The sequence below is a fragment of the Rhizobium sp. SEMIA 4085 genome, from assembly GCF_013004495.1.
In the GTDB taxonomy this organism is placed as follows: Bacteria; Pseudomonadota; Alphaproteobacteria; order Rhizobiales; family Rhizobiaceae; genus Rhizobium; species Rhizobium gallicum.
Window position 1 is genome coordinate 1 of record NZ_JABEPH010000379.1, and the last position, 5,513, is coordinate 5,513.

Here is a 5,513-nt window from a genome sequence, read left to right on the forward strand (position 1 = left end):
CTCCCTAAGCCTTCCGGTAGAAAATACCCGCGTCAAGTTTGCACCTGCCGTGGGATGTTTGGCATCCATTGCCGCCTGACCATCGCCGACAATCGCGTTCCGCTCTAAACTCAGCCAGTCTCTTAGGTCGGAGGAAAATCACAAAACGGGTTTGATCTGCTCTCGGCCGATACGCATCCCGGTAAAATCGAATCCCCCGCGCCAGAATCGCCTGAAGAGAATCAATTCTCATCCGGAAGTGATTCCTGCGGTGAAGCATCGTCAATTCGGATGCCCCCTCATCCACGGTCGCATTGCGGGGCGGTCATAAAAGCCGCCGAATCTGGCTGGAAATTGGTATCAATGCGGCACAGGATGCGTCGTGCCATACATGTGAGGCGATGCTAAACCCCTGCAAAACCGGCAGTTTCTTAACAAAGCATAAAGAAATGCGGCGGCGCCTGCCCAACTTGTGGCCTTTCAGCAACAGGACGGCGGTAAGGCTGATGCAAATACCACAAACGAGTAAGTTGGTGATTGCGTGGCAGGCGCGGTCTTGTATTTTCAACCTCGGAAGCGAGGGCGGTTGATCGTCCGACTTCTTGAAACATGGGGATGGGGCAGGGAACGCTGCTCAAGGCGAAAAATCCCAGACCCGATCGAAACTTTGAATTGGAGGTCACTATGAACATCAAGAGCCTTCTTCTCGGCTCCGCTGCTGCTCTCGCAGTAGTTTCCGGTGCTCAGGCCGCTGACGCTATCGTCGCTGCTGAGCCGGAACCGGTTGAATACGTTCGCGTCTGCGACGCCTACGGCACCGGCTACTTCTACATCCCGGGCACGGAAACCTGCCTTAAGATCGAAGGTTACATCCGCTTCCAGACCGACTTCACGTTCGGCGACCTCGCTGACAACGGCGGCGGCGAAGACTGGTCGGCTCGTACCCGCGGTCAGGTTGCCTTCACGGCGAAGAGCGACACTGAATACGGTCCGCTCACCGGCGTTATCGTTTATCAGGCAAACTTCCGCCCGAACGGTGTTGCCAACAGCCAGGATGATCAGAACGACACGGTTATCGATGAAGCCTACATCGATATCGCCGGCTTCCGCGTTGGTAAGTTCGTCAACTGGTGGGATGCTGACTTCTCCGGTGAAACCGAAGTTATCAACAACAACACCAACTTCAACGCGATCCGCTACCAGTACGACTCTGGCGACTTCTACGCCGGTATTGCTGTTGAAGAGCTGACCCGTACGGGTCTGGGTCAAGACAACGGTGGCAACAACGTCGGTATCGACGCTGCTGTCGGCGGCAAGTTCGGCGCCATCAGCTGGGAACTTCTCGGCGGCTACGACCTCGACCGCGCCGATGGTGCTGTCCGTGGCATCATCTACGCAGACATCGGTCCGGGCACCTTCGGTCTCGCCGGTGTATATGCGAGCGGCCCGAGCGACTACTATGACAACGGCGAATGGGCTATTGCTGCTCAGTACGCTGTCAAGGCAACTGACAAGTTCACCATCACCCCGGCTGTTCAGTACACCGACAACATCGACATCGACGCAGACGAAGATTTCGACGGTGGCAGCGAATGGCGCGCTGGCGTCACGCTCGACTACGAAATCGTCGAGAACCTGACGACGAAGGTGACGGTTAACTACATCAGCCAGGACCACGACAATGGCGATGAAGACGAAGACGGCGTAACGGGCTTCTTCCGCCTGCAGCGTTCGTTCTAATCTGATCTGACTTCGGTCAAATCGGGAAGCCCGGCTTTCGAGCCGGGCTTTTTGTTTTGCGGGTGTCTGCTTCCGATGGCCCTGAGACGGATGCCATTAGAGGTCGCGGAGAAAGCGACGGATTTCCTCCGCCACATCATCGAGATGCAGCAGCGGCGCATGTCCCTGACATCTTGCTGTGAACTGCCGTGCTGCCGGATGCCGCCGCAGCATCTCTTCGACCGTTGCCTTTGACAGCAGTTTTGAAGTCTCGCCGCGGATAACCAGCAGCGGTATCGCCGCCATTGCGTCGAACGGCGTCCAAAGATCCGGCAGCGGCTTGCTGAAATCGGCAGCGATCACGGCTTCGGCGATGGCCGGATCGATATCCGTGACCAATCCATCATCGGTTTCGCGATAGATTGCGTAGGCCATTCCGCGCCAATCGCCGGCGGAAAGAGCGGAAAATTCCGCCTCGTGCAGTTCGCGAAGCAATCCGGCCGCATCGTCCCAGTCACGAGGCTTTCGCGGATTTGCGAGATAAGCTTGAATATGCCGAAGCCCTTCCAGTTCGAGCACCGGGCCGACATCGTTGAGCACCACGGATGCCAGCAGTTCGGGCTTCATCTCGGCGATGAGATGCAGAATCAGTCCGCCACGTGACGTTCCGATGAAGACGGCTTGGGTGATGCCGAAGGCGGCGCAGGCGCTCAGAACGTCGTTTGCTTCCACGCCGAGATTGTAATTCTGCTTGTTATCGTCCCACGCCGAGCGGCCGCGTCCGCGATAGTCGAGCGCGATCACGCGTCTGGGACGCTCCGGGTCCTTCGAGAGGATCAGCGCAAGCTGATGAAAGTCGCGGGAATTGCGTGTCAGGCCGGGAAGGCAGATGACCGGTGGGCAGACGGATGCCGACCGATTCCCGGCTCCATAGTCGCGGGCATAGAGCTTGAGCCCGTCGGCTGACAGGTATGTCTTTTCCTCGAAGCCTTCTGCGGTGCTTGAAAACATTGCGATTTCCCAGTTGCGCTCAGGAAATCTAACCTGCTTCAGCCTCAAAGCAAATCGATCAGGATGAAGACCGCCCGCCGATCAGGTCGCGCTCGATATCCGGCGACTGCCCGAGCCGCGCCTTATAGACCTCGTAATTCTCCATCACGCGCTGGACATAGTTGCGCGTTTCTGGAAAGGGGATGCGCTCAATCCAGTCGACGATTTCATTGATGGATTTGCCGCGCGGGTCGCCGTAGCGGCTGATCCATTCGGGCACGCGCTTCGGCCCGGCATTATAAGCGATAAAGGTCAAGATGTAGGAGCCGCCGAAGGCGTCGATCTGTTCGCCGAGATAATGCGCGCCGAGCGTGGCGTTGTAGCCGGCGTCCGCTGTCAGCTTGTCGGCTGAATAGGTGATGTTGTGGCGCTTGGCGACTGCCTTGGCGGTCCCGGGCAAAAGTTGCAGAAGGCCACGGGCGTTTGCGGACGAGACGGCGGCGGGGTTGAAAGCGCTTTCCTGCCTTGCAATGGCATAGGCGAGCGCCTTGCCCGAGCCGGAGATATTCGCGTTCGCGGGAATGACGCCGACAGGGAAGGCGAGCGCTGCGACATCGATCCCGCGCGCATACGCGATCTTGCCGACCTGCAGCGACAGGTGATGGTTGCCGGAGCCTTCCGCCTGCGCCGCCAGGATGGCAAGTTCGCCGGCACTTTGAAGCTGCTCGGCGAGCGCCAGGTAAAGGCTTGCCGCACGCCAGCCATGACCTGCGGCCTCAAGGCGCGAAATCGCCTGAACGGCTTCGCGGGACTGGAGGCGCTGCCGGTCTTCTTTTGTGGGCGACGGATAGGACACGTTGAGCGTCTTGCGACCCAGCCGCTCAGCTGCGAGCTGACCGTAGAAAGTGCTCGGGAAGTTTGCTGCTTTTGCGTAGAAATCGCTGGATTTGCCCGCCCCGCCGGCTTCTGCGGCACGGCCCAGCCAATACCAGGCCCGCGAAACGGAAATCGGACCGTTCGAAACCTGAAGAATCTTGCGGAAATGCGTCTCGGCCGTCGCCGGATCCTGCAGTCCGCGCAACGCGTACCAACCGGCGTGGAATTCGGCTTCGACAATATCTGCCGCGTTCGTCGCGACGTGGTTGGCGACGACGCGGTAGGCGGCCCTGAACTGGCCCTGGTCGACGAGGCCGCGGCTGACGATGCGCTGCTCGTTCCACCATTCGCCGGAATTCAACAGTTCATCGCGCGCCGAAGGCATTTGCGCCAGAAGCTTGGCGGCTTCGGCATATTTGTCCTGCTTGCGCAGGTACTCGATGCGGGCAAACAGATAGCCCGGGTCATTCGACCATTTGCCATCGACAGCATAAAGGAGCGTGCCGGCATTGGCCGCCTTGCTCGCGACCGCCGACCATGCCTCGTAGAGGGACTGCGCCTGGCCCATGTCGCCGAAGCGCTTGGCCTGCGCGGTCCGGCCGCGATACATCAGATATTCCATGCGTGCCTTGTGGTCGGCGGGGCCGAGCAGTGCTGAGAACTCCGCCAGGATCTTGTCTTCGGTCTCCTTGTCGAGTGCTTCGCTGCGCCAGACCTTGCGGATATGTTTCGCGGCCTGTGTTTGTCTGCCGGCAGAGACCAGCGCTCGCGAGAGGATCATCGCGCCTGGGGTCGTTTCCGGTGCGGTGTCGCCGAAAGCCGCAAGGATTGCAGCCGGGTCCGGATTTTCGTCGTAGAGTGCGCGCTCGGAATAAGCGCGCAGCTTGGTAAGTCCCGGCCACCCTTTGAGTTCCTGTGCCGCGCCTGCGATCTCGTAGGAGGGCACGCCCTTGATGCCGGAAACGGCAATCGCCCATGTCAGAATATGCCGGTCGAGGGTGCCCTTGGCCATACCGTTGCGGATCGAGATGGCCTGCTGCGCATTCTTGCCGGAAAGCGCGTCTAATCCGGCCTTCAGGTTTCCGCTGACGGGCGCGACGGTCGTGTTGCGCGGGATGGCGCCGGTCATGATCGATTCAGGCAGCGAGGTTTGCGGCACGAAGCCGATCGGCCCTACCTCGGGTACCGGAGCGCCCGTGTCAGGCAGCGGCGAGGCGGCGCTGCTCCACGCGGCGGCCGCAAGGCCGAGGGTGGAGAGGATCAACACAGCTTTTTTCATCCGGGATACTCGTCAGGAAAATATGCCTCGAGTTTCGCAACAGGCCTCTTAATGAAACCTTACCGAAACCGGTAAAATTCGTTCACATTTGATGTCGGAATTTGCCCTAAACCGATCCATGCGCGCTTGTCGCGGCGATTTCGCCGCTTTATGGTGCGCAACCTATATTCAAGGAATGCGGCTGAAGCGTGGATATCGGCCGTGAGGAGTTGCGCATGTTTAAGGGATCCATTCCCGCTCTCGTCACCCCCTTCACTGATGCCGGACTGGTGGATGAAGCCTCCTTCGCTTCCCATGTCGATTGGCAGATCAGGGAAGGCAGCAGTGGTCTCGTTCCGGTCGGCACGACCGGCGAGTCTCCGACGCTGTCGCATGGCGAGCACAAACGGGTCGTGGAAATCTGCATCGAAGCGGCGGCCAGGCGCGTGCCGGTCATGGCGGGTGCCCGGCGGGGAAAAACACGTGCGGCGAGCACGCCTGGGCCCTCGGTCGGCCGAGCGCGCGCGCCACCCCGCCGCCCGCGCTGGGGCCCTTCGCACAACACGGCGCCGACGGGGGGGGGCGCGCCCCTCGCGCCCTCAGCCGCCGCTCGCGCCGCGCCCCCCGACGACCCCACAAGCCGCGTGCCCCACGGCGGGGGCCACGCGGCCAGGCACGTGCGGCAGCGACC

Annotated in this window: 4 protein-coding genes; 2 read left to right on the forward strand and 2 right to left on the reverse strand. The window is 60.6% G+C overall.

All coding sequences use genetic code 11. The features are described from left to right. Positions 1–663: 663 nt before the first annotated feature. Positions 664–1,719, forward strand: coding sequence for a porin (locus C9413_RS26895; RefSeq protein WP_039846692.1), 1,056 nt, complete (start codon positions 664–666; stop codon positions 1,717–1,719). 96 nt (positions 1,720–1,815) lie between these two features. Here the strand turns inward: C9413_RS26895 and C9413_RS26900 are convergent, their stop codons facing one another. Then, positions 1,816–2,709 (reverse strand): alpha/beta hydrolase, encoded by an 894-nt coding sequence (locus C9413_RS26900; protein ID WP_039844406.1) that lies wholly within the window; start codon positions 2,707–2,709, stop codon positions 1,816–1,818. Positions 2,710–2,767: 58 nt separating this feature from the next. After that, complete coding sequence (locus C9413_RS26905) at positions 2,768–4,843, reverse strand: transglycosylase SLT domain-containing protein (protein WP_039844407.1); 2,076 nt, start codon at positions 4,841–4,843, stop codon at positions 2,768–2,770. Positions 4,844–5,058: 215 nt separating this feature from the next. On the opposite strand from C9413_RS26905, the gene C9413_RS33855 reads away from it, so the two are divergent. Continuing rightward, positions 5,059–5,513: dihydrodipicolinate synthase family protein (locus C9413_RS33855; protein ID WP_246703859.1), on the forward strand; the 455-nt coding region annotated here is incomplete at its 3' end.

Bases quoted from the DNA above. Each gene is read 5' to 3' on its own strand.
- C9413_RS26905 (WP_039844407.1), bottom strand. From the start codon at position 4,843: ATGAAAAAAGCTGTGTTGATCCTCTCCACCCTCGGCCTTGCGGCCGCC.
- C9413_RS26895 (WP_039846692.1), top strand. From the start codon at position 664: ATGAACATCAAGAGCCTTCTTCTCGGCTCCGCTGCTGCTCTCGCAGTA.
- C9413_RS26900 (WP_039844406.1), bottom strand. From the start codon at position 2,709: ATGTTTTCAAGCACCGCAGAAGGCTTCGAGGAAAAGACATACCTGTCA.